Raw genomic sequence first — 26,695 nt, 5'->3', positions numbered from 1 at the left:
GATTAATTTAAAACTATGTGCTAATTCTATCAAAACAATGTTGTTTACTATGTCGTTTTTTGTCGTTCATAAACATAAATTTCATATTACCACTAAAACTACGGGTTATTGAATAATATAAAAACAGAAAAACCCCTAGCAACATGGCCTACTAATAGACCACATCACTAGGGGTTTTTATTTAGTCATGTATTCTGCTGTATAGCTACAAATCTGCTTTAGCAACTGCTGTAGTTGGCGGGGCTCAGTCACCTTTTCAGCTCTAAAACAAATATTTTTAACCTTAGCAATGTCCGCCCGCATCTCATCAACTTTGCAAGCCATCGGCCCACTGCTCCCCAAGCTCATCCTTGATCTCGCGCAAGGCCCACTCCACCAAACCTTTTATTTCATCTTCAGCAAGTTTGATTCCATGGTTCTGGGCTTGCTTGGCTAACCATGCAGCAGCTTGTTGGTATTTCTCCGGGCCTTTTAGTTGCATGTATGCTTGCTCAACAAACTTTACCGCAATAATGGCCAATTCTTGTTTAGCAACCAATTCTTCTTGGATTTTTTGGATCCTTTCGGTACCCAACCGGCGGCGCACAAGTTCAGCAACCAAAGCCACTAGCGCTGGTATAAGTATAGCCAGTACTTCATATGCAATCTGTACAATTTTGTCTTCCATTATTTAGCCTCCAATTCTAAAGCCACTATCAACCCGTAAGCGATTTCATTCGCTAAACCATCCAAAAACCTAGGGTCGGCCAACAGTTTGGCATCATACTGGTTGTCGATAAAGCCACACTCGATCAATACAGCCGGCATGTTAGTCATGCGTAGCACACCAAAATGAGTGCTGTACTTTTTGCCGCGATCAGGCAGATTATGCTTTTTACAATACTGCATAATCTGATAGTGTAACTTATCACGAATTTGGTCTGCCTTACTACCAGCGCTGTAGACAAAGCTTTCGAATCCGGTACCGCCACCGGCATTGATGTGGATTGACAAGAAAAAGTCAGCCTTCATGTTATTTGCTTCCCGTACCGGGATATTGATTTCATTACGGCCGGTACTGTTAGGGTTAGTTGCACTTGGCTGCACAACTCTAACATCCGCTTTAACATTTGCCAGCTTTTCCTTTACCAGTAGTGCCAGTTCCCAGGTCAACCTTTTTTCGAGCAAACCATTGCCTATCGCACCCGGATCTTTACCACCGTGCCCTGGATCTAAAACTATGAGCATGTATAACCCCTCCTTATTTAGTACTGAAGAACTTTTTAACAACAGACGTCACCCCACCAATACCAGTTGGTATGGCGTCAACAACACCAAAACTACTCCGAACAAAAGCACTGCCGCCTGATATAACAAGTGCTGTCATTAACCAACCCTGCCATGAGTAATTAAAGTTAATGTTAAGGTAGGCAAACAAATCATAATTCCCCTGCCAGCAAACAACATAACCCGCTGCTAGTACAAGTACATAGGCAACGGGCCATTCGAATTTATCTGGCAACCCTGGTATTAAATTCATGGCAGCTTCTAAAAACAGGGTGAACTTATCTATCATCACACTCAAGATGGCTAGTGCAATAAAAGGTATAATCAGCTCAATTACCTGGTCCATAAGCCAACCATCCACTGAATGACGCTAACGATTATACCGGTTGCGGTTGCGACAATGCCGGCAAACTTAAACCTATTTGCTCTGTCCTCTTTTTCGTGGTTCTCTACCTTGTTATCCAGAGCAGTAATTCTTTTATCAAATTCTTCCCTTGTGACATACGTGCCGGCCAGCAGCACCTTTGTATCAGATAATTCCTTTTTTACCTCGTCCACTGTCTTTTGTAATTTATCTATGGCTTTGTATAGCCTTTGAACATCGCTTTCACCCATGCTCCCACCCCCAGTAACAGTTAACCCAGGCACCAGTGTTACCCGGGCATAAAAATAACGCCTAACACTAGGCGTTTACTAAGTTTGTATTTAAATATAAAAACCTGCCAATCCGTCCGCCGCCACTTCAAATGCAGAGGCAAAGTGGTAGACTGCATTTTCTGGATGATTACTTAGTTGATCGCAAACATCAACAAGCAAGGCGCACCCTCCAATTGCTGCAATAACTTCTGCTTTTGCCTTAATTACATTTTTCCAGTATTCGCTTCTGGGCAAATTAACCATTTCCCCAGCGTAAATATTTTGTTTTTCCTTCAAATAATCTTCTAATTCTCTCTCATACTTTTTATAACCATCGATACCTGAAACAATTTTACCTGAATTCGCTTCATCTCTAGCTTTCCTATATTCTTTGATTGAACTGATTAATTCATTTGCAAAAGCTTCAACATTAACAGTATACATTTTCGCTCTCTCCCCTTTTTCTTACTTAATAAAAGGAGATTTTCTATTAAAAAATGCATATTCCTGCAAAGATAAAAGCACTCAGAATATGATGAAACTTAGTACGCATTTTTAGTCTTTAGCGTACTATTCAGTTGGTTCTTCTTTCGGAATATAAGCAAGTGTTTCGTTATATTCTTGCTCGGTGATATATTGTTTTGCAAGTGCTTGGTCAATTTCTGATAATTCAAGGTTTAATGCTGCGTGTTGTTTAACAGGTTCGTGGTATTCCGCTGGAATGGTTGCAAAAGTACGGTTTCCATAACGATAAATATTTACTGCATATGCTTTAACTAATAAACTGATTACTGCCATTTAAATATACCTCCTAAACAAGTATTGATTCCATAAGTTCAAGCATCATAGCATTAGTGTCTGCTAGTGATTGTTCCAGTTGTTGGTTTTCCTGCTGTAGACCCACAATTTTTGTTTTTGCGTTCTGTAATTTATCATCAAGTTTTTTAGGTGAAATTTTGACAGTGTTCTCCTTAATTTCAATATTAAAATCGTCTGGATCTTTGCCACTATCAATAAGCTCTTGTTTCACCTCTTCAAAAGTCATAATTTACTCACCCCAAATCCTGTATATTTTATGTGACGGAGAACTACTAGCCGTGTCAAGACGCCTGGCAGCCACACGTATATAATAAGTACCGGTAAGGTTACTTACATCGAGAGTATCAATTTTTCTAGCGAATTGCCCACGCACATAAGTACGGGCATTATACGTTTCAAAGTTGCCAGTTTTACTTGTGGATACAATTAAATAAGAGTAAGTATTATTATCTGCATAGCTTTGTTCCCAATCAACTTTTAATGTATTAACATTGGTTAAATCAACTTCAATGCTTGTTACATACGCGCATTCACCAGTAGAACTAGACGGTTGTAATAATAAACAATCTGCGTTTTTAGATTGTGTGGCTGTTCCTGTTTTATAACCAACGTCAAACTGGATATGCTCCTCACCACTATAGTATAGTAGTCCATTGAAGCCAGGCAGTAAACCGCCTTTACTTATTGGTTTCCATGTATTGTCGTCTAGGTATTCTACAACATCATTATTGACCCTTAATTTTGGTTGATTCCCTTCGTGGAAAAGTTCAAACCACGGACCCCATTGTGAGCCACTCCAACCTCTAAACCACATAGATTTATCACCCGCACCATTGTCTGTAAATAGCTGAGTACGTGACGAGCCCTCTTCACCAGCCCGCACAAACTGTATTCCATGTCCATACAAGTTGCCAGGAGTGTTCGCTAGACCGTCGCCACTACCAGAACCCGCCCAAAAGAACTTGTTTGTATATCCCAAAAACGTATTTAGGTCTCCGTTTTCACCGATACTACCTCCACCTAAACCGAACGCCCCCACTTGCATTAAACGCCCGGTACTTTCATCTCTAGTTGATGCTTGCACATCTTTGCCCGCCGCAGTGCCCATGCCATGAGGTCGTACCTCATCGGTCGCAGTTTCGGCCAAATGCGAACTAATGGTTTGCTTTAATGAGTTGATCGCAGCTACTAAATTGGTTTTTGTCTCTGTTTCAAGGCCCTCTAGATTACCGATAGCATTTCCTAATTCCTCAATCTGTTCAGCAGTAGCTCCGCTAGCTATTGCACTAGCTAATTGTTTTAATATTGTATCGATTTTGTCCATGTTGGTATTTGCTACATTGACATCATAAAAATCATTTGGATCAGGCTTTAACAATTGATAATTCGGTGTTTCAGATGCCATTAAATTAACACATCCTCTCGTAGTTGTTTATGTGTGTAAGCTGATAATTGAGAGTGAGTAAATTGAGACAATTTTTGATGTGTGTTGTATCTGAGTTCGATTGTTAAGACCATATTTTGTGGTGTAACTCGTTCTAGCATTGCCACAACCGCATCAAATTGACCTTTTACCGTTAGTTCCAGTTTTACTGTCAAAGTTTTGTTTGCTGCGTCTCTGATGTAATCGTAATGACCTTCACCGAGTAGTGTGTCGAGTAGCTTTTTTGTTATCTTGTTTGTGTATGGCGGTTGCTCGTTAAAACGAGTTAAAAGTCTAAATCTTCGAGTTTCTACACTATCAGTAGCCGGAACTTTTAAATCGAGCATTTTTTCATAACGAGCCAACCCTTCCTCGTTAGCTGTTAAGATAAATTGATTGTTTAATGCGTCCTCAATTGCTTGCCAAACGGATTCAAGAGACGAATTTTCAACGTTGGCGATTTCTACTATTTCCCTGATTTCATGTAATATTGGAGGCAAATAACTTAAAATATCGACTTCCCTAGCCATTCACAACGCCCCTAACAGGTATAGCTTCTTTATCAAGTTGGATGTTAGATGTGACTCCGTTAAGTTCTGTATCAGCAATATCCAAAATGCCGTTTACGCTTAGCAATCTGATTTCAATTTGAGAGATACGGACAACCAAACCAGTGTGATCTTCTTCGTATGTTTGCGCTTGTGCCCACTCTTTCGCCAATTCTTTAAAGTATTCGTCGATAACTCGGTAAACGTCATCTTGAATATCAGCCCAAGTCCAGCCATCTTGATAAGTGATATTTAGTTCAATGTCTATTGCAGTTTCATTTACCCCTGAAACTGTTACAATATGGTCAATTGGCGCAAGTCCTACTCCTTCACCTTGCATGGTTAACGGGTCAACTGCTTCTTGCACTGCGTTGATTAGTGCTTGAGATGGCTTTTCAAACTGCGAATTAATAATGGTTAGCCCAACCGTTCCAGGACCATATTTAGCACGATATACACGGACACCGCCAACACCGCTTAAAGCACCAACTCTTTCTTTATAATCAGCGCGATTCCCGCCAAATACAACCGATTTAAAACTATTAAAATAGCGAGTTCGAAAAGCTTCTGTGTCCTCTTCGTCCTCGCCTGGTATCAATACTTCTGTTAATTTAGCTATTTCAAGTCCTGTAATGTAATCGATTGGGATTAATGTACCTAAATATAAGTTCCCTGCTTCTCCGGCGCTTTCGCACTCCAAGATGAATTCACCATCATCAATTTTCTCGACAACAATATAATTCAAATCATCGCCAGAAAAACGTGAACCGATTGGCACATCAATGTTAAATTCACCTTTTAACCTAGCTTTTGTTGCTGGATGTGGAGATAAACCTCTTTCTGCTGCACGTCTAATCAAATATTCTCTCGGAGCAGTGTCAGCAAAAACTAAATCAATGTTATTTTTAATAGTTGCTAACATTTGAGCTGTTTCTGCACTGTTGGCAGCAGTTGAAATGTAAAGTGGACTTGTTTCTCGTCTGTCCATTTCACTAAATTTAGCGAGTTTCTGAGCCATTAAGTCTTCGTAAGTTGTGTCTAAGTTAATTGGTTCCGCCATCAGTACTCCACCTCTCTTTCCGACTGAACTTCACCGAATATCGTATGTGCTGTAAAAGTTACATGGACTTTATTCTTACTAATCGTCACTTCAAAATCAGTAACTTCTGTAATACGATCATCTTGCAATAAACACTCTCTGATTCTACGTGGTGCCTCACTAGCAACATAAGCTACGGGTTTCCCTATTAAGTCTTTAAGTTCGACACCAGTATTCCATGAAAATATTAGATAATCGTATCTTTCAATATTAAGCATTAAAAAAATCGCTTGTTTCACGGCTTCAAGTTCATCAACAAAGCCAATACAGCGATTCTTTTCCATGTGTAATTTAAAGGTTTTACTTGGTTCAGTTGTTTCTTCAAAATCCATCACTAAACCATCGTTGTTGGGCAGCATATGATCACACCCTATCAACTACAACATATTGTTTACCGCCTTGCACTCTTAACAAGATCACTTTTTCGCCTACTTTCAGCGCATTGTGCACCTTAAAATTTTTCCTTCCCTTATAATCATGCTTATGGTTTTCTGGGCCACTTTCAACCTCGGTAGTATGATCTACCGTCATTTGTAGTTCAAAATCAGTTACATTTCTGGTTAAAACTAAATGCACCTCAGAAAGTATCAACTTCTGATCAATTTGAATTTTGAGCGGGCTGGTACTAATAACATTACCAAAACGAATCATTGTAGGATTGGAAGCGTTAACGGCATCCAAAGCTGTTTGTTTAATCAACCTCACCAGTGTATTAGCATCACGCACTAAAATCACCGCCATTTATCTGCACTGTCATCGTGTGTTCCGATTCTTTGAACGTATGCTTAACATTTTCAACCAGCATATAGTTTCCTAATGCCACATCACCTAAATTAAGCATAATTGGAACTAACGAACCACCACGGACACGTACATCACCGGCGCAGTCTTTAATGCTGAGCGAACGAGCTTTTCGGTTGTATAATTTCAATAGTGTATCTGCTTTTGCCTTGCCGTTTACATTACTATTCAAACTCTCAAAATACTGTAAGATGCCCCAATTGTTTTGATTTACGCTATCCTGGGCAATAAAGACCTCACGTTTTCCTGTTTCACTATTGTCGTAAACCAGTTTGATTTTGTTGTAGGTGCCACTATCAATTGATGACCTGTAATCATAAGTTTGTGCGGTTTCTGCATCGATAAGGATATCTAATTTCATATTTGAGATGTTTTCTAAAACCAAACCACCAAACTCATCATATAAAACATAAGATTGACCGCTTATTGTCGTTGTCTCATCAAGAGCGTTTCCGACAATATCAAATAATTCTTTGTTATCCTCAGATGCGGATAAAGCAATTTTTGTGTCAGCTACTCTTGCTAATTTAAGCCGAAAATCATTAGCCACCATTCTTAATAATTGAGTGGCAGTTTTGTTTTCGTAAACATACGTATCTTTATTTTTAAAGTATCGGAGTTGGTCATAACAAATAACTTTGATCTCATCGTTATTAGAGCGTTGCTTCGAAAAGACAAAGCCGTAGAATACTTTTTCCCCGCCATAGGTAAAGCGAACTGCATTACCCTCTGTAAAATTCAATGCTGCATCTTTCAAAACTGTAAAGGTTAGTTTCCCCGCAGCCTTTCTTCTTTGTGCCTCCCAGACAACACCTTCCTCTACCGCTGGTTGATAAATCGTATTTCCGTATTGTATTAGAATTTCGCATTTACTCAAGGCGAATCACCTGGCCTATGTAAATCAAGTTAGGATTAGTAATATTATTGAGCTTTGCTAACTCGGGATAACGTGCTCCATTGCCAAGATGCCTTTTAGCAATAGCCCAAAGAGTATCACCTCTAACTACTGTATGGGTTTTGGGTGTTGTTTTAGATGATGTATCTCTCGCGGCCTGTACAGTTGCTGTTTTAACAGCTGTTGTGGTATTTTCAATTTTTACTGTTTTGGTACCCCATGCTTTGTATTGTTTCAGTTTGATTGTAACTTCTAAATCAAAACCCGTCTTTACGCTCTCTGTAATGATGTAATCTTCTAATGATACATTTATATTTGTGTCAAAAATAAGTTTTCCGTTAGGCCTCATTCGATTAACGATAAACCGAAAGGGCTTTTTACTAACTTTCAATCGTTCTAGCTTTTCAAGGTAGTATGATGCCGGTTGATAACCATTTGGGTAAACAGCAAATGGATATTTCTGATTAGGCAAATCAACTGTAAATTCAAAAGAAGTTAGTCCGGCCTGTTTAAGCAAACTAACTTCTCCTTCATTTATCAATGTAATAGTTTTGTTTTTATTATTTATTTTCGTTATCAATTCTTCTGGAGCTATGGGCAACTGCGTTCCATCTAAGAAAAAGTTATACAATCCTCTTACGCTCCTTCCGCTACTGTGTTAATTGCCTCTTCAACTTTTTCGGCCAAACTGTTTACAATACCATCTATATCCATGTCTTTGCTGATGTTATTGTTCATACCACTCATATCAATCACTATTTCCGCTGTTGTAAAGCGATTAATAGCCTCTTGCTCGGCTGCATCTCGTAAGTACTTTAAATCTTCTTCTGTTATTTTTAATGAATCAGCCGTTTTTCCGGTGTTAGCTGCAATATTGGCTCCATATTTGCTCATATCTGCTGCCCAAAGATCGTTTAAAAGGCCATCCATACTAAAGGAGTTGCTTAAATCAGCTCCCCATTCGTAGCCCGCGCTCCAAGCCTCTCCATACTCAAACCTATCAAGATAAAATTTACTAGTATCCATTCTTGGTATTTTTATTTCTGCTTCACCTACTAAACCGGTAACAGCACCCTCAAGAGAAGAACGCCACCCATTAACGACACCTGCTAAGTTAGATCCGAATATTGCATCCATGGATTTTGCAATTCCTTGGAGTATCCCAAAAATCGAATCAGCCATTCCAGCAAATAAGCGAATAACTGAAGCTACCGGATCATTGAACACATTTGCCAAAAATTCAGCAGCCGTTGCAAAAGCATTATAGATTGACGCAACTACATCAAAAACGAAGTTAATTAAGCCCACAAACAAATTCTTTATAAATGCTACGGCTACAAAAATAGCCCCTGCGATAGCTCCCGTTGCATTTATTGATGTTCCTGCAAAGTGGTTAATAGCTCCTACCGCCAAGTAAACAACGCCTATAATCGCAATTATCCCCAAGATAATCCATGTGATAGGACATGCTAATAACGCTGCATTTAGTCCATGTTGAGCTACAGTTTGTGCAAAAGTCGCTCCTGTTGCCATCATTGTTGCAGCTGCTTGCCTTATAGTTCTAAGTTCTAATATGGCTTGCCAGGCTGCGGCTGCTACAGTGTATGTTTTGGTTATTAATAGAGCTGCTCCGTATGCCAGTATTGCAGTAGTAACAGCTCCTACAACTGGCCCAATGATTGACCAATAATCATACATAAATCCCCCGACGCTAGTCAAAATATCCAGAGCGAACAGTGTCGCTGATGCTAAAATATATAAAGATGTTTTTAAACTTTCTACAAAGCCTAAAAATCTTTCACTGTTAGCAATATCGTTAAATTTATACAAGACCTCTTGAAACGCCCATAAAGCATCATTTTTAAAACTTGTCCAAATCTGAGAGAATGTTAATGGCATTGCCTCGAAATTCTTATTTATTTCTTCTGATGCAGCGAACATTGCATTTTTCACGATATCAGCAGTGATTTCCCCTTCTTTTGCCATTTCTCTAATCATACCTATGTCAACGTCTAAATAATCAGCAATTGTTTGAATAATACTAGGGGCGGCTTCAAAAACAGCATTTAATTCTTCACCACGTAGAACACCACTTCCAAGCGCTTGAGTTAACTGAAGTGTGGCTGATTGAACGCCCTCCGCATTAGTCCCGGAAATTACAAATTGTTTATTAAGCAGTTCACCAAATAGTACAGCTTCCTTATTAGTGGAGAATGCGGCACCAGCATTCATTGCTAGTTTTGCTACTAAATCAGCGGTCCGAGCATAAGATCCATAAGAACGTTGAGCAGATTGAAATATCATTTGTTGTAATTCTGCTGTGGTTTGCAGACCATCGTTGATCATATTTAATCTTGCCGTAGTGTTTGTTAATTCATCTGATAAACTTATTACATCACCTATTGCATTTAAAGTTACGTAAGCTCCAACAATAGCTCCAATTTTACTCAATAAACCATCAGCGGCATTGGAAGCATTGTTTATTTCTACATTAAACTGCCCTTGTGCTTGTTCAGCCTGTCTGATTTCGCTCTCTATCTGAGAGAAACTTGCCTCTACTTGTTGCAGTTCCTGTTGGGCAGCATTAAGTGCAGAAATATCAATTGCATTGCTTGTGGTTTCCTGTAGCGTTTGAAAACTATCAATGACTGCAGCCATCGCCATATTCATAGCTCTAAATTGCTGGGACATCATGTCGTTAACCATGATTGCAGTTCTTATAGTTGCCATTATTTCACCGCCTTTTTGTGCAAAATAAAAAGCGCTCTTTTAAGCGCTTGGGAATTAAAACATGGATTTTATTAATGCTTTATACAATTTTTCGTTTATTTCTATTAAGGATTTTTTACCGTTAGTAAATTCAATCGCAATTACGTACGTGCCTTTATTTTTGGCTGATAATCCTGCCAATAGCCCTACTGGCCCTAATAATGCACCACCAACCAAACCCCTTGAAACTCCACTGATTGCGCTTTTGCGATGTTCTTCTGTAATAACTTCATACTTAACAACATTTTCTTTTGTTAATTCAATGGGCCGCTCTTTTGGATTGGGATATATCCCTGGTGTAACAAACCCCATTATTAAACTGCCTTCATAGTCACCAGCAATAACTTTATTTTGTGCCATAAAAATACCTCCTTATCCAATAATATACGGAAAAGGAGTTCTACCATCTACCTTCTTTTTCCTCTACTACCTTTTTTACTTTTACGTTCTATTTCTTTTTGAGCCTTCTTTTCATTATCAACTTTGACAAGAATTGATGCAGTAACAAAGGCTTTATCTAGTAGCGGTAGGGCTAGATATTCAGACGGCAACCTTTTAAGCTTATGAATCCAATAGTGGAGTATATTAGCCTCTGGGTCGCCGTCTTCAATTAGTTTTTTGCTTCTTCCACCAATTCATCCATACCCACGTCAAAACCGTTTACAGATTGAGAAATTTTCTTCACTTCTGTTAACTCACCAGGTAACAGCATTTTTTGGAGTAACGCTTCTGCACCCATTACACCATATGAATTTTGAAGCTCGGCATTGTTTAAATCAGGGTACTTAATTGTTGCGACTGTAACTTTTAATGTATATAACTCATAATCTGTTTCAGGCATGTACAAACCTTTCTTGCCAGGAATAGGCACACGCTTCGTGCAAGACTTTCGAATTGCAGCATCTTCATCGCCGCTTATTGCTCCAAACTTCCAAGGGATTGGATTCCCATTCTCATCTTTAAATCGTTTTGATATTACATGCTCTTCAATCTCTACTTTTTCAACGTTTTGAGCAAAAAATGCTTGTAAGTTACTCATTAAACATTCCTCCTAATAATTTAATAGGCATTTTCTCACTCCCTGTCGAATCAGGACATTGGAAGGAGGTGTCTATTTTAAATCAAGAAGTTTTTGAAAGAATAAAAGAAGAAACAATTCAAGAATTACAATCTCGATTCAAAACAGACGATTCAGTAGATAAGCTGATAAAACAACTTGTTAAAATTTCTGCTTAGACAACGAAGATAATGCTCAAAAAATATCATGAAGAAATCACAAATGATGAGTAGCTTTTTCTAATCGTTTAGAGATTTGCTCTATAATCTTATCTGGACAATCTTTATTTTTGGTTTCTGCATGTATGTCTACTTCGAAATCACTGATCCGCCGGAGAGTTTCTTCAAGCTGATTGGATAGAGTGGTAGCTCTTTCTAGCAGTCTTTGAAACTCTCTAGCATTTTTAAAAGCTATTTTCGCATGCATCATTTTTCACCTCTACATATTTAAAAGAGCTCACCGAAGCGAGCTCTTTTAGGAAAGCATCGTATCTAAAATACTATACCTCTCAGGAAATTCAAACGATTCAAAAGTAAAATCAAGAGAATCTTCTAGATACTCTGCATCTGCATCAAGCAAAGCAACAATTCCACCATCAATATTGCAATCTTTTAAGATAGTTGTTTGTCTGCCCACTGTGGAAGTTTTATCGTCATTTGTAACCTGGATATCAAAATAGACATCCTCACCTGTTTCTTGGTAACGATAAAGCAACTCTCTGAAAATGGAAGTATTGAAGTGGAAAGTAGCACTGCCGGAATATTCTGCACCAGTAGACTTATTACCTTTCCCTACCCTACCAAGAATCGGAACCTGCGTTTTAGTTTTTTCCATCCTTGCCTCAAGGTTAATTAAGTTAGCAAATTTGTAACGTTGCCCCTCGATAGTTACAAATGCTTCACCGGCAGCTCCACTAATAGCGTCTTTTGCATGCATGGTTTCAGTCATTTGCACTCACTCCTTATGCTACAGTCGTAGTAATATAAAGCTGAGACATAGCCACGGTGGGCTCTACAACCTCATTTACTACTACTGATTTTTTAGAATTTCCTTGTTCAACACCAACTTGGTCTGGGTCAAAGTTTTGAATGGCTCTTACTGCTTGTAGTTCCCTACGGTGCGCAACAATATCGCCCCATAAAGAAACACGCCCACTTTGGTCATTTGGAACTTTACCTAAGTAGCGTGTGTTAAATAACGTTGCAGTATCAATAGCGATTTGGTCTAATACTCGAATCACTTGGTTCATGCTGAAATCTTCGTTTTTATCAACAGTAAAGGAAGTGAATGTATTGACGTCTTCAAGGACACGAATCTCGTCACCAACACGATGGAATACATATTTTCCGGCTTGTAATAAAGCAGAAAGTTGTTGCTGTGTTTGTGTTTCCTTCATGTCCAAAGCAAATTCGCCATCATAACGCTTATTCGTATTTGATCTATTGACCGCAACCCCAGCTTGAGCTCCAACTGTCCAATAAACTGCTCCATAAACTTCATCATCAAGCGCATCATTGATGACATCAATTACACCTTCATGGTCAGCTGCACCAAGTTTATGACCGACAAGCTGGAACTTAGCGCCCACTTGGTCACGTAAACGCTTTGTATACTCAATATAGAGTGATTTAATGGTTTCATCATCAGATAAGCAACCAAGTGTGTTAAATCCATAAGCTTCAAGCGCATCTAATGCCTCTTGGTGTGCTCCGCCTGTAACTGCATCCCCATTTGTACCACCTGTTAATGGTGTTCCGGCAGTTTCTGCAAGGGTTGCTTCTGCTTTAAACACGACAAAATCGTTATCTACTAACTCTTTAGCCTCTGCTACCGTTTGTTCGTCCACTACTACATTATCAAGTAATGTTTGAACATCAAATTTAGTAGGCTCATCTACATTCGCCTGAATAACAATCTTGATATCGTTACCGCGAACACCTTTGTATTTCGCTGTTGCAAATTCATTGAATGCTGCAACTGGATTTACTGCTAACTTGTAGAAATAAACAGTGATAGCATTCTTAAATACATCACGAATTCCTTTTATTTTTTTATCAGTGTAATCGTAGCCGAAGATTTCACGAGAATTTTTCTGTAAATCCTCCTGAGTAACCCCGAACACCTCGCCATCTGGACCCCAATCTAGTGCTATCGGTAAACCAACATAACCACGGTCTGATAGATTAACAAATGCACGTGCTGCGCTAACAAAGTTGTGATAAGTACCGGGAAGAACTTTGTTTTGGGTTAAAAATGTACCACCACCCAGCATTACTTTTTACCTCCTTCATAAAACTGTTTTAAGGCATTATCAACTTGTATTAACGTGTAAGTTTCACCATCTGCTAAAATGGCGTTTAAGGCATCACGATAATTTGCATACTTTTTGCTTTTAACAAGCTGGTGTTTAGTATATTTTGCTTTCTTTGTTTGTTCAGTTGGTTCTTTTTCAACCGTTTTTTGTCTTGCCACTTTATCACCCTCTCAATCTAGAATGTTGTCCTAGCGTTTCCATGAAGATTTTTTCTTCTTGTTCTTGCAAGAAGAAATTAAAATGAATAAAGCTATGAGCTACACCGTCTACAATTTCACTGTTTGCCCCCGTACCAAGCATTGTGGCGCCATTTAGCAATGTTATTTCTTTTAATACTTGTTGTACCTTAAGAGCGTGATTTGAAGCATCCACATGGCCACCGGAAGGGAAATACTGCACGTTAAATAACGTTGTGATGTGCCACCGTTTACCGATTTGTTTCTTTTGTTCAAGTGATAGAAAAAGTATCAAAAAAACAGGAGCTTTAAACCCCTGCGGTACTTCGTCAACATATATTCTGCAGCTGTCTCCAAATTTTTGATTTAGCTTGATGGAGATAGCGTCAATAATGTTCTTAATCTCCACTGAAAGCCTCTCCTAATAATTTAATGAGTTTCTTTTCAATGATTTTTGGCGCTTGATTTTGTAATTCGTCTGCAGATATGGTCATCATGAAACGTCCTGGAACCCAGCCTTGATGGTCGGATGTCCTGTGCCCAAATTCAACGTATGCATTTTGTTATCGTAAAGGCTTTTTATCCTTTACTTCCGGGAGTTTCCTCGCATTACGGGACGTTCATTCGTCCCCGGTTCGGCGTACATCATAACAAAAAGAACATCTTGAGATGTTCTTTTTGTTCCGAGCACTCTTGGAAGGATTATATTTATTCACCTTCTACGCTCTACGGTGCTTACTAGCCTTTCGCAATCTAGTAAGTTACCTCGGTATCGGCATGCCTTATTCATATAGTTCAGGTCCTCTTTTACCAGCTCTCCATCTACTACTTAAAGTATTATAATTAATTCCTGTAATATCTGATAGTTCTCTAAGTGTAACTATTTGTCCGTGATAGTTTACTTCTCTAGTTTTTCCTGCGTCTTGTACAGGCGCAAACAAATTTTCTCCTCGTGCACCTCTTCTATATCTTGCATTTAAGACTTTATAAGATATATTTGATTTTTCGGCAGCTTCAATCATAGTCATCTTTTCACCTAGATACTCAACTTCAATATTGGAACGACGATTTCTTGCTTGCTCTTTAGGAGTTATCCATCTACAATTATCAGGCTCATAATCGCCATCATTATTAATTCTATCAATTGTTAAATGGTCCTTATATCCATTAGCAAGCGCCCAATCAAAGAAGTTATCAGGCGTTAACCAATCATCGCATACTTTAATCCCTCGAGCCCCATAATCCTTATAAGACCTTACATTTTTGTTATAACAACGGTCTTTCATTTTTTGCCATATACCATACAACCTCGTCCCACTCATTTTATGGCGGTGATTTTTTGTAAGGTTTTTATGATCTTGTTCTTTCTTAATGCAGCCACAAGACCTGACATTTCCCGAAGTCAAACTATCTGTGCGAACATCTTTTTTATTACCACACTCACAAATACACAACCAATATTTTCTATATCTATTGCCTGATTTTATTTCTTTAGAGAGCTTTATAACGGTTAATCTACCAAATGTTTGACCTGTTAAATCTTTGAATACAGCCACATTATCACCTCATTAACTTGGTTACCTATATTGTACCAATAGTAAATAAATATGACCATATTCTAGATATTCTTTAATAAGGTTTAGCGTTTACCGATTTTGCTCGGTTTTACATGCCCCATTACGTTAAGGCATATTCCACGTTATTGATTACATAAATTTCAAACACATTACCTCTTTTTACTACTTCAAGCGATTGGGCATAACCGGATTTACCACCGATGCCTTTTGTTCTCAATTTGCCATCTTTAGTTTCTGTCCAATGCTGTTTACCGGCTGTCCATCCTCTACGTAAGGTTCCACCGACATATCCTTTAACTGGCTTTTTCCATTTAGACGGGTCTGCAACAGGAGTCCTTTTGATGACCTTTGCAAGCAATCGAGCAGCTAATTCTTTTGCCATTGCCTCGCAAAACTTTTCGTAATCGACTTTTTCAAGTCTTTCCATACGCTTCTGCAATTTCTGCAATTGCCGATAATCCACACGTCCCCAACGCCTGGCCATTAGGCATACCCCTTAAATAACTCTAAGCGTATTTCTTGATGATCCATGAAGATACCAGGTTCCCCGCTTCGAGTATATTCAGTGGTTACATTGTCCTGAGTGACGATAATTTTACATCCAGCAGGTATTTCATACTCATTTCCGAGTGATAGCTTTACATTTTTCGCAATAACCGCAGGGCCTCCTGTATTGGATGCAACAGTTAACTTTTCATGGGATAATTTGCACTTTAACCCTGCATACAACGTTATTTCTTCATGTCTAGTTATATGCGTTATAGGATCCTTAACCTCTTGCCAAGCTTTCACTGTACAAGTACCCCTCCAAAGCAATTCTAGAGCTTTTCTCCGAGCGCTTACCATGTCAACACCCGGTATTTTACAAAATCAACTTCATTGTGCTGGAGGTAGTTCACCAATGCATCAAATTTTGCTTCGGGAGTGGCACTCGCTTCCACTGCAAATGTTACATTTGTATCGCCATCTTGCACTTGTTTAGCAACTGGTGAAAAATTGATTGTTTCTAAATTTAGTTGGCCCATTGCTTTCTTAACAAAAAGGTATTCGCCGACAACCATATCTACGGCAATTTCATGTAAACCATGAGGAATTGCATCTAAATTTGTTTGACTATTAATATGATTTGTTACTTTGTTTATCGTAAAGTTTATGATCACTTCATCAGCGTTGTTAGGTTCACCGGGGATATTAATCCCCAGTGAATCCAATCGCCCTTTTACATCTTCGAGCATAGTATCACGCCCTATTCAGCTTTTTCAGTAACTTCCTTCACTTTTGTAGCTTCAACTTTTTCAAATACGGAAGCATTAAAGTGTTTATCTTCAATTGAGACTACATCTCCTGCTGCATAGCGTTCGCCATTATACCTCACAGGGAAAACACCAGCTTTTACCTTTACTTTGATTTTAGCCATTTTAATTTACCTCCTAATTAAGCAATCGGCTGTGCTTGGAATACATTATTCGCTTCTGGGAATGAAGGTATAGCTGTAGCCGCTGCTTTTGTCCAAGTAGAGATAGGGTCCTTACCTTCTTCATAAACCATAGCAATCACCTTGTCTACATTAGAAACATTTGCACCTTCACGAATCATGCGGCTTTCTTCCGGTGTTGGTCCATATAGCGTTTCACCAAGGATTCCATCACCGAACATAACAAATTTATTTTCCCCGAAGAAACGGGCAGTAGTGTAAGTACCGTCAGCATTTTGCTTGCGATATTTTGAATCGTAAACTGCGATAGTTGGCAAGTCGTGCTGGATAAGAAACGCATTTAAATCTTGTCTAGTTGGAATTCGGCCAGAATCTTTGCCGAATAAATAACCAATAATTTTACTATTGCGCAATATTTGAGTTAGCACCTTTGTAGAAGTTAAAGCACGAGTTGCTTTTTCATCTAAAGAATCCTGCCAGCGTTCTAAATCACCAATAATGTCTGCATTTTCATTAGTCCACAAATCAGTACCTGTCAAAGTTTCTTGGTGTTCACTTGGAACATGATAATCTACAATCATATTTAGTCCATTTTCGTTTAAAGTTACCTTTCCTGTTGTTAATGCCTCCATACGCATCAATTCAACACGCGCTTTTACGCCGGCAACCAATCTATCGATGTCATTAAACACTTGGCTCATCAAATATTGTTGTTCACCTTGTGTGCGCGGGAACTGTAGCGCAATTAAATCTTTTTCAGTTAGTTGCATTTTACGTTTAATATATGCCGCTTCTAGCGCTTGCTTAGCAGCCTCACGAGATCCAATTTCAGCTTCTGTATCAAATGCATGGACAGATGCTACAACCGGCAGTGAGCTTGCCCCAACTAGGTAGCTGAAATCAAGTGTTTCGTGCTTAACTTCTGGGAAAAGTGTTTCTCCCAAAAGTGGTTTATATTGACGATTTTTCAGATAGTTCAATACAGTTTCAGAGTTAAAAAGTTCTAATACATCTGGCATATTTCATAACCTCCTAAATAATCGCTATTAATTAGCGGAATGTAATTTTTGTTAGAGCTGTTTTTGCTTCAGCAGCAGGAGCAACCGGTAAACGATCCTCTAAAACATAGGCTTCAACGATTAAAGAACCTGGTTGCGGTCCGTTTGTCACGTCAACATCTGTATAAAGAATTCCTTCTGCTGTTGCATCGTTTGCAGGTAGAATAGTACCAGCTTTTACAATTTTCTTACCATTAGCATCGGCTGTGACACCTTCATCACTTACTTGATAAGTAAAGGCTTGGACTTTTGAAGATGCTAAAAAATTAATACGTTCCGCTCTTTCTACTTGCTTAACATATGGCATTTAATTTTCCTCCTTTAACCCCATGGGTTATTTTCAATTTTTGGTGCTTGCGCTTTTTCATTTGCCATTTTTGCGAAACTAGCGCCAATGTCGATTGGATTGTCATCATCATCGTTACCACCGTTTGGCACAAACCCCTTAAATGTTGGTTTATTGGGCTTATTAGGAACAAACAAAAAGGACTTTGATTTTTGCAGTTCCTTTATCTGCTCATCAAGTCCTTTGGTGACGTTACCGTCATCTCCTAGTTCAATTTTAGTTTTGTCAATGAGGTTTGCTACTAGATCAACATCATGGACCTTGCCGGCTAAGGCTAATTTTAAAGCACCGGAAAGTTGAGCGTCTTTTAATTTCTGCTCAAAATCAGATTTCGCTTGGTTGTATTTGTTTTCTAGTTCTGTAAACTTTGTTTGAAGCTCCTCATTGCCTTCTGCTTTTTTCTTTAAATCTTTAAGGTCCTTATCTCGATCCTCCAGTTGCTTCTTTAAGCCCTCAAGACTGTTGTTTAATTCAGCAGCCTTTGTTTTGTGCGATTCAACTGTTTTTCCATGCTCAGCCATAATAGCGTCAATCTTTTCTTTTTCAAGACCTAAACCTTCTAAAAATTCACGTTTCATTTTCATTTCCTCCATTGGTTACGATTTAATTTTACGTGGTTACGTCCACGACCAGCTTTATTAGTTAACGCCCAAAAATGCTAAAATGGCTATTGAAACAACATGCTTTACTTAAGCAACAACATATTTCTTTTCCCACTCCTTATAAGTGATATTAGAAGGAATATAATAAACCTTTCCACCCCTCCCTCTTGCGATCCGTTCACCATAGTTATCATCAAAATAAGGCACTGTTGTAGTCCTACACCATGGGTGGAAAGGGTTAGCGGTTACCCCAGGTTCATACTCACTCATTTTAAATATTTTGCCATCCATCGCTTGGCAGATTTCACTTGTCTTGTGATCCAGTGTTGCTACAATTTCATATCGTTCAACATCCAAATCATCAAATGTCTTTTTCTGTGCAGAAGCACTAAAAAACGCTGATTCAGTCATAACAAGACGAGCAGCGTTTGAACAGGATGTATTCAATTTTCTAGCTATTGTTTTAATGATCTTATCTGGTGCCTGCCCCCGAGCAATGGACTGAGTAAGTTCTTTATGAATCGTATCTATCAACAGGTTTTTATCACGCCATATCTTATCGCTGAACGTTAATCCATCATACGTCCATGGTTTGCTTATTACCTTAGTTAGTACATTTTCATCAAGCGCCGATATAGTAAAAGCAACTCCTATACCCCTTTGAATCTCATAGGCAGCGTAATAGTATTGAGCTTGATATACATCCTTTATAAGCCGTTCAAAATCTTCTATTTGCCCACCGTAGAGCTTTTCAATGTGTTGCTGTAGCTGAGTTTGCAAACTCTCCAAACGGCTTATATGGACCCGAGCAGATGCATTTTCGAGTTGTTTCATCCAGGCTTTATTTATAGCATTTTCCTCACCATACTTAATGTATTCTTCAACGGTCCACTGGAACTCTTTTAATTCATCGGATTTCAGTAGCTTTTTCGCTTCTGCAAGTGTAATCTCGTTATTATTAGCAAACCGTTGGTACCAACGAGCAATATCCCTTTCGATTTCAGTCATCGTTTGAATATAGGCCTTTTCCAAGCTCTTATAATACGACATAGCCTTATTGTTCTGGGCATCCTCAAGCATTTCAAACCTTTTGCGCCAATACTCTCTACTCTTGGACATCTAGATCACCTTGTTTTTTAGTGAAAGTAGCTCCATAGCCATCATATAGTTCCATCATTTCTTGGCGTTCTTTTTTGATGCGTTCTAGCTCCCTCTGGACATCATCAACATAAGGATGCTGAGAAATACGAGTTTCTAGTGATAAATCGGTTGATTTACTTAAACTTTCGATTACCTCTGCTTCATTTACTAACGTATCCCTGTTAAAGATGAATTTAACCTTTTCACCCTCAAAATCGCCTTTCCCGGTATTTGCAAAGTGTTGATTAATGAACCAAAGTAAATCTTCAAATGCTGCTTGAAATTCAGTCTCGATGCCGTTTGCATCCAATTCAATGTCGCTGTACATTGATTGAATATTCATTTGGTTAGGGTTGTTACTCATTCGATCATCTTTAGCATCGTACCCGCGCCCGTTTTCAATAAGCGCCTTTTTAAACAACTTCAAGATAGATTCATAGTTATCTTTGTTAACTTCAATTTGAAGGGTTTCTACACCACCCTTTGCACCATCTGTGCTTCTAACTTTAACAGCACCAAACTGTGAAAGGTTACGTCTAAACTCACCTAAATCCTGCCCATCATAATTATGTAGCACTATGATAGTAGAACGAGCATCCTCCTGCATATTATTTTGAAAGTCACTTAGCATCGTGTTGATACCATCCTGTAATGACTTAACGCGTTTGATCAATGGTTGCTCTTTAGAGTTGAACTTAAACGGAATTAGGGGGATTCGTTTCCAATTCATGGAATACTCTTTACCCTCGTCATCAACCGCTATTAAATATGGCGATGGCGCTTTTTCTACATCAGGAACCAAACGACCATTGAACCATACATAACTCGTTATCCCATCTTTACTATACAAATCGGCATATTCTCGTTTTACCTCTGTTTCACCTTCATACATATTAATGCTGTATAGATGTACGAATGCATCTAATTCGGTATGTGCTGAATCACGCCAAAACGGCAGAATTTCATAACTTTTAAAGTGCCTAAATGTAAATTCGCCATCTTCGTTATAGTACGGGTGTAGGTAGCTAATGCCAGAGTTTAGTGCATCCTCACCAATATTCCTTAGGGTGCGATGAAACCGTTTATTGAATACCTCTTGTAGAAGTTTTAAATATGTTTCATTATCAGTCTCAATGGTTAAAGGTTGGCCTAGTTGGTAGTTTACCTTTTGGTCAACTAACTTCGCATATTGATTATCAAGTACTCGATTGTTAGGTAAATTGTCTACTCGCTCTAAGCGACCACCTTTACCGATTACTTTTCTCTCGCGCTTCATAATGTCTTGATCACCATTGTAGTAATCAATACCAATTTTCATCCACTTTAACTTTTCTGATTGCTTGAATTTCTGAATTTCTTTCTCAAGAACTCGAATTTCGCTTAATGCCGTTTTTGCACCATTTGAAATAATTGTATTTAATCGTTCGGTTTCGGTCTCGATGCCTTGGAACGGAAAATAACCAGCCATTTCTTCACCTACTCTCCTAGTCAAAACTGAATAATTCGCCTTTAATGTCTTCCAACGCGTACCGCATTGCATCCATTAAGTGGTTAAAGTCATCAATCGGCTTGTTGATTTTCTTACCAAACTTGTCTTCATCCCAAGTATAGTTCGTAATTTCAGTTAAAAAATTAACACATGAAGGATGAATGATTATTTTATAATCTTGGATGGTTTGAATGCCGTTATTGACACTGTCTTTGCCTTTACGCGCCTTCATAATGCCTTTCAAGCCCAACTCATATAAATCATCAATGGACTTCGGTTCAGCGCTATCTGCACGAATACGCTCTTTTTCATAACCTAATTTAGAAATTTCTTCATAAATCATTCGGTTGGTTAATGCGTATTCATACATCTCGTCAAACACATAGATCTCTTTTGCCTCTTCATCTACTGCCCCGGCAAAAAAGGCGGTAGGGTCATTCGTATAACCGAAATCAAGGCCGAAGAATGTTTTCATGTGTTTGCGTTCCCGAAGCAATTTCTTGATATCAAATTTACGCTCTTCCCAATTCTCAAACACTAACCCGTCAACAATCCCCCAATTGCCTAAACCAGCAACCTGATAGCGTCTTGGGTTATCCCGTTTCATGCGTTCAAAAACACGCTTGTCGGCCTCATCCAGGAACTCATTACACAAGTAATTTGTGGTTTTTGCTAGGATATCAGGGTCTTTTTCAACATCAAAAAAACGCTTTTTAATCCAATGGCGTTCATTCCATGGGTTTAAAGTAAGCGTAATTTGTTTAAACAATCCTTCAGGTGCTGCACCACGGATTGATTCATCTAGCATATTGAAGTCATCTTCGTTCAGAATCTCGTATGCTTCTTCGCAATATGTTACGGATAAACCGCTTCCGTTTACCCTCTGTATGTTTCCATGCAGTTCAGACTATATCTTCACCAAAATTTGGCGCTCCCCGTTTCGAGTTCGCTTGAACCCTACTCTACTAACTAAAAAAGCACTCGTAATAGAGCGCTTTTCTGCTTTCGATAGTCGTTGAACGTTTTACTTGACATTTTCATATGACTTACCTCTGACAATTAATCCTATTACTCTATTCGTTACCCCATATTTCTTAGCTAGTGCAACTGTCCCAAATTCACGACTATACGGGATATATGAATTTCGAATCTCTCTAACTTGCTCAGCGGTAAGTTTAGCGTTTTTATTTTTGGAGCCGACTCTTGAAGTTTTCAATCCTAATTTATATGCGTGTATCATTTGCTCCGACCTGTCAACCCATTCAAGATTAGAAACATGATTGTTTCGCTTGTTTCCATCTTTATGATTTACAGTATCTTTGTTCTCAGGATTGGGTATGAAGGCTTCTGCAACTAAACGATGGACTCGTACGGTTTTATCTTTCCCTCCGTGAATCAGTCTTACTTTTTCATAACCATCATGTGTCAAATGAACTGCTCGAATTCTTTCTTTTCGTTTCGCGGTTCCACACCAACCGCCAAGACTTTTAACTCGTCCATAATTGCTTATTTGATAAAAACCTTCAAACCCTTCAATGTCTTTCCAAATTTCGGTCACAGTACTCTTCCTTCCCTTATACTTCGTAAGTATATGGTACCACAACCGATTATTAATGCCAAGTAACTTCGCTGCTGATTTCCCAATCATTCTTCTTTTCAAACCATCACGCTCACTGTTACCAGTCACGTTGTGGTGAAGAAAGCTCTAAGGGTGTCCCAGCAATTAGGGGAATTTTATGTGAACCATTTTTCAATCCACATCCAGCAAAGAACACCTTTATCAACAGTAATTGATGTTACTTTTAACGGGTCATCAAGACCACGAAAGTATATTTTTTGTCCGGTTGGTTTGTAGGTCATTTCAAGAGGCGATTCTTTAATTGCCCAATCCTCATCAACTTGTAATCGATGAATAGCCCATTTAAGCTCAGCAAAACATGAATCCTTAAGAGATCTGAATGTTTTCCGAATAACCAAGAGATTCGCATCTGGATGTTTCATTAGTTTTATAATGTAGTAGATTGCTGTTGTCTTTGATTTCTTAGAAGCACGAGAACCTTTACATACTCGATAGCGGCCTTTAAAATTCCAGTAATCTGCATATCCTTTTCCGATAAGCTTTTGAGTTGATATTCTCACTTCACTACTCACGAACATCATCCTCAATGATTACTCGCACCTGCTGCTCTTTATTACCAATCTTCTTAATTTCAGCCCTTAGTTTCTCAACCCGCAACCTATGCTCTTCAACAACTAACCCTTTGAGCTCATACTTTTCAACCAATTCCTCATACTTTGTAATGAGCCCTTCCAGTGTCTTCATGGCCCTAGACTGGGCAGTTAAAAAAGTAGCCTGACGATCCCACGCGAACTGGAATTCCCATTCTTCTTCGCAGTAAGTCTCTTCAAATGGCTCGCTATCCGGTTCCTCAGGATTGTATCTGGGATTAAAATCTAGCTGACTTTTAACCTTTTTAAGTTCCTTGATCATTTCCTGCTTATTTGTCACATACATAATCTTCTGGGCCCTGGCAATTGCAGTGTACTGAATGACAATCTGCTCCCAAAGCACATCTAAAGGAGTTTTCTCCATGATTTCTCCAACAATGGCCATGGTTTCTTCATCATCGGGAAATATCTTCCGGAAGAAACCATGCTTTAATGCGTTCATACTACCCTTTGGTGGTCCATGGCCTTTGGCGTTCTGGTTACCCTTAGGTGCGCCACCGCCTTTATTGCCTAAAGCATTTTTGTTGCCGTACGGGGCGCCGATTTTCTTTTTTGTAGTACTACACTTTTTATCTGTAGTACTACAGTTCTCATTTTGTAGTACTGCACTCCATTTATCGCGGCACTTCCATGCAGAGATCGTCTTTTCTTTCTCGCCCAACATCTCTGCAATCTGCCGGTTGGTTATTTTACCTTTATGATTAAGCCATATTTGTTTGGCTTTTTGTCGGTTAGGATTCTTGGGCCTGCCTCCCACCACCTCACCCTCTTTACTGTCTGCCTCTATTGATGTTTAGCCCCAAAGGGACCCCGGAGTTACCAGCAGACTAATCCGCCTTGTTTGCTCCGGGCAAACTAAAAAGCCCCACCGCTCCTATATGAGTAACCTAAGCATTAAACTTAGGGCTTCGGATTGGCAAAGCTTTGTCATATTCTAATGTAAAAACCGCCAACTTGTGGCGGTTCATACTTCTATTAGTGTCATTATATAGCATTGTTAGGACCAAAACCGGACATAAAGCGGACATTTTTCGGACATCATGCAGTGACCTTAGCTGAATAACCAAACATAGATTTAATCATATACTTAATGCCAGCAGCTTTAACACGCCTGCAATGCCTTTCACTGTAGTATGCTTTATGTTTTTCATGTAATGCAATAGTAATTTGTGGCCAGTTTTTCTTGTTGATATAAAATAGAGTAATTATTTCCCTTTGCATCGGTTCCAAACTAGCTATTGCATTATCTACCTTGGCCAACAAACACTGAAGCCTATCCAACTCTTCTTCAACAGCTGCCTTCTCATGTATCTGTAACCATGCGGAATCATGATTTGTTTCTTCGTTCTCACGCCTAAAAGATAACGCCACACTTGCAGTCCTATCACCGACAGTCCCTGGTGGAGGCGGCCCGCTGGTCACTGCTTTGGTGTAGTACATTCCTTCGATAGTTTCGTCAACAGACTCCTGCTGAATGGGTTTATTTAGTCGCTCTATGTCTAACTTTAGATTTTTAACTCTCGCCTGCATTGAGTTATAATCTTTCAGCAACTCTTCAACTTTCTGGTATAACGGATGTTTCTTAATTTCGACCACCTCCTAAATAAAATCTATATAAACCCCAGTGGGGATTGACTAAAAAGGATAGCCTGGGGGTGGAGAAGTCCCCCAAGCTCCAGCAAATATTGCAAGTAGTATCACAGGTTGTACTATTACTAAACTTGCCAACGGATCAGGCACCGGCTAACTAAAGCCGGGCGAACCCCCGATCCGCGGTGCACCTACTAGGTTATTTGGTTATGGTGAGTTAATGCTCGTTAGTCAGTTATGGTTTAATCACCCCCTCTCTTGAGTTTGTTATAATAATTCCGGTTGTTGAGGGATTCCAGGGAGGTACCCTCCTTTATAATTTGATTTCAACCGGAAACTTTTTGCTACGTGATTTTATTGGAAATGTGTATTACTTGATTTTCCCAAATAACTCTGCTTCTTTAAAAGCCTTAGATGGCGATGTTGCATCTGTGCACGGTTTAATATTGCATCTGTCATTATTGCAGAAAACAACAGTTTTACCCATTTTCCCCTTAATGCCACTTTGGTAATATTCCATATCAAGTTTTTCTCCGCAAAACGGACATCTAATACCCAATCTCATTTACCTCCTTCGCAACATTATTGGTTATGCGACATACAACAAAAAGTTAATTGTTATATGCAAGCTTTGGTCTATATACAGATATGTTGTTAATGCTTTTTCTTTATTTTTTGCAGTTGCTTTTCTATAGTCGATAAATACATGACTAACGAATAAAACATAGAACTTCCACGTGGCAAATACTCCAAGTAACTCAAAGCATAAACTAACACATAAAGCATATATCATACTGTGTGCCAACAAGCTATACCAATACTTACCTTTTGTTTGTGCCAAAAAATCTCCTTGTAAGGGGTAATCAGCTACATAATGGGCAAGTAAAACCCATAAAACATTTTCCATTTTTTAATCCTTTCTATTACATATTTTTGACAGAATGCGCACTACTCCACCGGCTCCCAGTACTCATACCCATTCCGCTTACAATCATCTTCTGCGCCCAACTGCTGGCAACCATTGCGCCACCCGCAAGTGTTGCACTTGCTCTCTGTTGATGCCAGTCCCACAATGGCCATTCCAGCCATTAACGCAACCGTGGCACCCGCCAAGAACGAACCAAAGCTAAATACCATCTAAACCACCCACTCCATAGTTTCATTGCGCCAGTTGATAAACGTAGTCACTACCCAGCCTCTATCTGTAACCCTCACGTTAGCCCATAGCCACTGGTCAAGCATTAGCCATCCGGCTCCGGTATGATCTATCTTTAAACCAACCGCTAGGGCTGTATTTAATTTGGCAGTTAGCAGCTTAGTTAATTTATCCCGCTTTATTTTGATCCCGGCTCGTTCTTGCCACCGCTGCCATGCGTGGTCTGTTATGATTACCCGGTGACATCTTGTCTTTACCACCGCCATGCTA

Annotated in this window: 41 protein-coding genes and 1 pseudogene; all 42 read right to left on the bottom strand. The window is 39.1% G+C overall.

The annotated features are described in order from the left end of the window. Positions 1-177 precede the first annotated feature (177 nt). Complete coding sequence (locus V6C27_03055) at positions 178-324, bottom strand: hypothetical protein (GenBank protein MEG6615409.1); 147 nt, start codon at positions 322-324, stop codon at positions 178-180. Beyond that, on the bottom strand, positions 308-667 hold the full coding sequence (locus tag V6C27_03050; protein MEG6615408.1) for a phage holin: 360 nt from the start codon (positions 665-667) through the stop codon (positions 308-310). The genes V6C27_03055 and V6C27_03050 overlap by 17 nt, the downstream gene beginning before the upstream one ends. After that, positions 667-1,227: an N-acetylmuramoyl-L-alanine amidase gene (locus tag V6C27_03045; GenBank protein ID MEG6615407.1), complete on the bottom strand. Its 561-nt coding sequence runs from the start codon at positions 1,225-1,227 to the stop codon at positions 667-669. The genes V6C27_03050 and V6C27_03045 overlap by 1 nt, the downstream gene beginning before the upstream one ends. A 13-nt stretch (positions 1,228-1,240) precedes the next feature. Then, positions 1,241-1,612 carry a hypothetical protein gene (locus tag V6C27_03040; GenBank protein MEG6615406.1) on the bottom strand — a complete coding sequence of 124 codons (372 nt, stop codon included), beginning with the start codon at positions 1,610-1,612 and terminating at the stop codon, positions 1,241-1,243. Next, a complete protein-coding gene (locus V6C27_03035; protein ID MEG6615405.1) occupies positions 1,600-1,881 on the bottom strand; it encodes a hypothetical protein in 282 nt (93 codons plus the stop codon). Before V6C27_03035 ends, V6C27_03040 begins: the two co-directional genes overlap by 13 nt. A gap of 90 nt (positions 1,882-1,971) precedes the next feature. Then, complete coding sequence (locus V6C27_03030; GenBank protein MEG6615404.1) at positions 1,972-2,346, bottom strand: hypothetical protein; 375 nt, start codon at positions 2,344-2,346, stop codon at positions 1,972-1,974. Between the two features lie 126 nt (positions 2,347-2,472). Further along, on the bottom strand, positions 2,473-2,700 hold the full coding sequence (locus tag V6C27_03025; protein MEG6615403.1) for a hypothetical protein: 228 nt from the start codon (positions 2,698-2,700) through the stop codon (positions 2,473-2,475). A 13-nt stretch (positions 2,701-2,713) separates the two neighbouring features. Beyond that, complete coding sequence (locus tag V6C27_03020; protein MEG6615402.1) at positions 2,714-2,947, bottom strand: hypothetical protein; 234 nt, start codon at positions 2,945-2,947, stop codon at positions 2,714-2,716. Between the two features lie 3 nt (positions 2,948-2,950). Continuing rightward, complete coding sequence (locus V6C27_03015) at positions 2,951-4,126, bottom strand: pyocin knob domain-containing protein (GenBank protein ID MEG6615401.1); 1,176 nt, start codon at positions 4,124-4,126, stop codon at positions 2,951-2,953. Then, positions 4,126-4,674, bottom strand: a complete 549-nt coding sequence (locus tag V6C27_03010; GenBank protein ID MEG6615400.1) for a putative phage tail protein — start codon at positions 4,672-4,674, stop codon at positions 4,126-4,128. Before V6C27_03010 ends, V6C27_03015 begins: the two co-directional genes overlap by 1 nt. Beyond that, positions 4,667-5,752, bottom strand: a complete 1,086-nt coding sequence (locus tag V6C27_03005; GenBank protein ID MEG6615399.1) for a baseplate J/gp47 family protein — start codon at positions 5,750-5,752, stop codon at positions 4,667-4,669. The genes V6C27_03010 and V6C27_03005 overlap by 8 nt, the downstream gene beginning before the upstream one ends. Then, complete coding sequence (locus tag V6C27_03000) at positions 5,752-6,150, bottom strand: DUF2634 domain-containing protein (GenBank protein MEG6615398.1); 399 nt, start codon at positions 6,148-6,150, stop codon at positions 5,752-5,754. Before V6C27_03000 ends, V6C27_03005 begins: the two co-directional genes overlap by 1 nt. 4 nt (positions 6,151-6,154) lie before the next feature. Further along, positions 6,155-6,517 (bottom strand): DUF2577 domain-containing protein, encoded by a 363-nt coding sequence (locus V6C27_02995; protein ID MEG6615397.1) that lies wholly within the window; start codon positions 6,515-6,517, stop codon positions 6,155-6,157. After that, positions 6,510-7,469, bottom strand: a complete 960-nt coding sequence (locus V6C27_02990) for a hydrolase (protein ID MEG6615396.1) — start codon at positions 7,467-7,469, stop codon at positions 6,510-6,512. Before V6C27_02990 ends, V6C27_02995 begins: the two co-directional genes overlap by 8 nt. Then, complete coding sequence (locus tag V6C27_02985) at positions 7,462-8,118, bottom strand: LysM domain-containing protein (protein ID MEG6615395.1); 657 nt, start codon at positions 8,116-8,118, stop codon at positions 7,462-7,464. The genes V6C27_02990 and V6C27_02985 overlap by 8 nt, the downstream gene beginning before the upstream one ends. A gap of 5 nt (positions 8,119-8,123) precedes the next feature. Then, on the bottom strand, positions 8,124-10,217 hold the full coding sequence (locus tag V6C27_02980) for a tape measure protein (protein ID MEG6615394.1): 2,094 nt from the start codon (positions 10,215-10,217) through the stop codon (positions 8,124-8,126). Between the two features lie 54 nt (positions 10,218-10,271). After that, positions 10,272-10,616 carry a hypothetical protein gene (locus V6C27_02975; GenBank protein MEG6615393.1) on the bottom strand — a complete coding sequence of 115 codons (345 nt, stop codon included), beginning with the start codon at positions 10,614-10,616 and terminating at the stop codon, positions 10,272-10,274. 250 nt (positions 10,617-10,866) lie between these two features. After that, complete coding sequence (locus V6C27_02970; GenBank protein ID MEG6615392.1) at positions 10,867-11,295, bottom strand: phage portal protein; 429 nt, start codon at positions 11,293-11,295, stop codon at positions 10,867-10,869. A gap of 234 nt (positions 11,296-11,529) precedes the next feature. Then, positions 11,530-11,742, bottom strand: a complete 213-nt coding sequence (locus tag V6C27_02965) for a hypothetical protein (protein MEG6615391.1) — start codon at positions 11,740-11,742, stop codon at positions 11,530-11,532. A 45-nt stretch (positions 11,743-11,787) separates the two neighbouring features. Continuing rightward, a complete protein-coding gene (locus V6C27_02960) occupies positions 11,788-12,261 on the bottom strand; it encodes a phage tail tube protein (protein MEG6615390.1) in 474 nt (157 codons plus the stop codon). A 13-nt stretch (positions 12,262-12,274) separates the two neighbouring features. After that, entirely contained in the window at positions 12,275-13,585 is a 1,311-nt protein-coding gene (locus tag V6C27_02955) for a phage tail sheath family protein (protein ID MEG6615389.1), read from the bottom strand. Then, a complete protein-coding gene (locus V6C27_02950; GenBank protein ID MEG6615388.1) occupies positions 13,585-13,785 on the bottom strand; it encodes a hypothetical protein in 201 nt (66 codons plus the stop codon). Before V6C27_02950 ends, V6C27_02955 begins: the two co-directional genes overlap by 1 nt. A 4-nt stretch (positions 13,786-13,789) precedes the next feature. Then, the gene (locus V6C27_02945) at positions 13,790-14,212 is read right to left on the bottom strand and encodes a hypothetical protein (protein ID MEG6615387.1); all 423 of its coding nucleotides are present in this window, start codon (positions 14,210-14,212) and stop codon (positions 13,790-13,792) included. Between the two features lie 373 nt (positions 14,213-14,585). Beyond that, positions 14,586-15,359: a hypothetical protein gene (locus tag V6C27_02940; protein MEG6615386.1), complete on the bottom strand. Its 774-nt coding sequence runs from the start codon at positions 15,357-15,359 to the stop codon at positions 14,586-14,588. A gap of 121 nt (positions 15,360-15,480) precedes the next feature. Continuing rightward, on the bottom strand, positions 15,481-15,864 hold the full coding sequence (locus tag V6C27_02935; protein ID MEG6615385.1) for an HK97 gp10 family phage protein: 384 nt from the start codon (positions 15,862-15,864) through the stop codon (positions 15,481-15,483). Further along, positions 15,864-16,172 (bottom strand): hypothetical protein, encoded by a 309-nt coding sequence (locus V6C27_02930; GenBank protein MEG6615384.1) that lies wholly within the window; start codon positions 16,170-16,172, stop codon positions 15,864-15,866. Before V6C27_02930 ends, V6C27_02935 begins: the two co-directional genes overlap by 1 nt. Positions 16,173-16,219: 47 nt before the next feature. Continuing rightward, positions 16,220-16,615, bottom strand: coding sequence for a hypothetical protein (locus V6C27_02925; protein ID MEG6615383.1), 396 nt, complete (start codon positions 16,613-16,615; stop codon positions 16,220-16,222). Positions 16,616-16,626: 11 nt separating this feature from the next. Then, positions 16,627-16,797, bottom strand: a complete 171-nt coding sequence (locus V6C27_02920) for a hypothetical protein (GenBank protein ID MEG6615382.1) — start codon at positions 16,795-16,797, stop codon at positions 16,627-16,629. 17 nt (positions 16,798-16,814) lie between these two features. Beyond that, positions 16,815-17,834, bottom strand: coding sequence for a major capsid protein (locus tag V6C27_02915; protein ID MEG6615381.1), 1,020 nt, complete (start codon positions 17,832-17,834; stop codon positions 16,815-16,817). A 31-nt stretch (positions 17,835-17,865) separates the two neighbouring features. Beyond that, the gene (locus tag V6C27_02910; GenBank protein MEG6615380.1) at positions 17,866-18,180 is read right to left on the bottom strand and encodes a hypothetical protein; all 315 of its coding nucleotides are present in this window, start codon (positions 18,178-18,180) and stop codon (positions 17,866-17,868) included. Positions 18,181-18,194: 14 nt separating this feature from the next. After that, complete coding sequence (locus V6C27_02905; GenBank protein ID MEG6615379.1) at positions 18,195-18,797, bottom strand: phage scaffolding protein; 603 nt, start codon at positions 18,795-18,797, stop codon at positions 18,195-18,197. Positions 18,798-18,908: 111 nt separating this feature from the next. Then, on the bottom strand, positions 18,909-19,940 hold the full coding sequence (locus V6C27_02900) for a minor capsid protein (GenBank protein MEG6615378.1): 1,032 nt from the start codon (positions 19,938-19,940) through the stop codon (positions 18,909-18,911). Then, positions 19,927-21,429 carry a phage portal protein gene (locus tag V6C27_02895; GenBank protein ID MEG6615377.1) on the bottom strand — a complete coding sequence of 501 codons (1,503 nt, stop codon included), beginning with the start codon at positions 21,427-21,429 and terminating at the stop codon, positions 19,927-19,929. The genes V6C27_02900 and V6C27_02895 overlap by 14 nt, the downstream gene beginning before the upstream one ends. 16 nt (positions 21,430-21,445) lie before the next feature. Continuing rightward, complete coding sequence (locus V6C27_02890; GenBank protein MEG6615376.1) at positions 21,446-22,351, bottom strand: PBSX family phage terminase large subunit; 906 nt, start codon at positions 22,349-22,351, stop codon at positions 21,446-21,448. A gap of 123 nt (positions 22,352-22,474) precedes the next feature. Beyond that, positions 22,475-23,137, bottom strand: coding sequence for an NUMOD4 motif-containing HNH endonuclease (locus V6C27_02885; GenBank protein MEG6615375.1), 663 nt, complete (start codon positions 23,135-23,137; stop codon positions 22,475-22,477). 50 nt (positions 23,138-23,187) lie between these two features. Beyond that, positions 23,188-23,607: pseudogene (locus V6C27_02880) on the bottom strand (phage terminase large subunit). Beyond that, positions 23,594-24,436, bottom strand: coding sequence for a phage terminase small subunit (gene terS / locus V6C27_02875; GenBank protein MEG6615374.1), 843 nt, complete (start codon positions 24,434-24,436; stop codon positions 23,594-23,596). The pseudogene V6C27_02880 and the gene terS overlap by 14 nt, the downstream one beginning before the upstream one ends. A 281-nt stretch (positions 24,437-24,717) precedes the next feature. Next, the gene (locus V6C27_02870) at positions 24,718-25,209 is read right to left on the bottom strand and encodes a hypothetical protein (protein ID MEG6615373.1); all 492 of its coding nucleotides are present in this window, start codon (positions 25,207-25,209) and stop codon (positions 24,718-24,720) included. 430 nt (positions 25,210-25,639) lie between these two features. After that, positions 25,640-25,828 (bottom strand): hypothetical protein, encoded by a 189-nt coding sequence (locus tag V6C27_02865; protein MEG6615372.1) that lies wholly within the window; start codon positions 25,826-25,828, stop codon positions 25,640-25,642. Positions 25,829-25,858: 30 nt separating this feature from the next. Continuing rightward, complete coding sequence (locus tag V6C27_02860) at positions 25,859-26,176, bottom strand: DUF3307 domain-containing protein (GenBank protein MEG6615371.1); 318 nt, start codon at positions 26,174-26,176, stop codon at positions 25,859-25,861. A gap of 41 nt (positions 26,177-26,217) precedes the next feature. Continuing rightward, positions 26,218-26,406 (bottom strand): hypothetical protein, encoded by a 189-nt coding sequence (locus tag V6C27_02855; GenBank protein MEG6615370.1) that lies wholly within the window; start codon positions 26,404-26,406, stop codon positions 26,218-26,220. After that, positions 26,407-26,691 (bottom strand): hypothetical protein, encoded by a 285-nt coding sequence (locus V6C27_02850; protein MEG6615369.1) that lies wholly within the window; start codon positions 26,689-26,691, stop codon positions 26,407-26,409. It abuts the gene before it with no gap. Positions 26,692-26,695 lie beyond the last annotated feature (4 nt).

The organism is Peptococcaceae bacterium 1198_IL3148 (assembly GCA_036763105.1).
Taxonomy (GTDB): domain Bacteria; phylum Bacillota; class Desulfotomaculia; order Desulfotomaculales; family Desulfohalotomaculaceae; genus JBAIYS01.
This window is presented reverse-complemented; position numbering and strand designations above follow the sequence as displayed.